Genomic DNA, 777 nt, shown 5'->3' on the forward strand with positions numbered 1-777 from the left:
CCCGCCGGCGTCGATCAGCTGCGGGCGGCGGTGGCCCGCCGCCATCGCGACACGGACAGTCTGTTCACCGTCGACTGGACTCCCTTGCCGCTCGCGGCCGGGGCCGGAGAGGCGGCCCCCGATGACGGTGGCTGGGCCGTCCTGGGCACCGGAGGCCACCCGGATCTGGCGGCGCTGATCGCGGCACTCGATGATGGGGAGGCCGTACCCCCGGTCGTACTCGCCGACATGGCGTCCACCGGCGGAAGCGCCGCGGCGGCGTCGGACGAGGCGCTGGCCGTGACGGCGCGGGCGCTGGAGCTGGTGCGGGGCTGGCTGGCCGAACCTCGGCTGGCCGATGCCCGGTTGGCGCTGGTCACGCGAGGCGCGGTCGCGGTCGACGGCCCCGAGAGCGCCACCCGGGTGGACATGGCCGGGGCCGCCGTGTGGGGCCTCGTACGCAGTGCGCAGTCGGAGAACCCGGGCCGGTTCGTACTCATCGACCGCGACGACACCCCCGAACCCGAAGCCGCACCCGTACCCGAAGCCGAACCCGCAGCCGAACTCGAAGTCGATACCTCGGTCGGCACCGCCGCCACGCACACCGCCACCGCTCACCCCGACGCCGTACGCATCGCCGTGGCGCGTGCCATGGAGCTGGACGAGCCCCAGGTGGCCCTGCGCGCGGGACGCACGCTGGTGCCCCGGCTGGCCCGTGCCGGTACCGGCGGCGCGGGGCTGGTGGGCCCGGTGGAGCAGCCGGAAGCCTGGCGGCTGGACACGGCGGGCACGGCAACC

General features: G+C 75.8%; 1 protein-coding gene. It reads left to right on the top strand.

Going from position 1 to position 777, the window contains the following annotated elements:
• On the top strand, positions 1-777 hold a 777-nt coding region (locus tag AXW62_RS44295; RefSeq protein ID WP_442267825.1), incomplete at both ends, for a SpnB-like Rossmann fold domain-containing protein.

This window comes from Streptomyces hygroscopicus subsp. hygroscopicus (assembly GCF_001553455.1).
GTDB lineage: Bacteria > Actinomycetota > Actinomycetes > Streptomycetales > Streptomycetaceae > Streptomyces > Streptomyces hygroscopicus.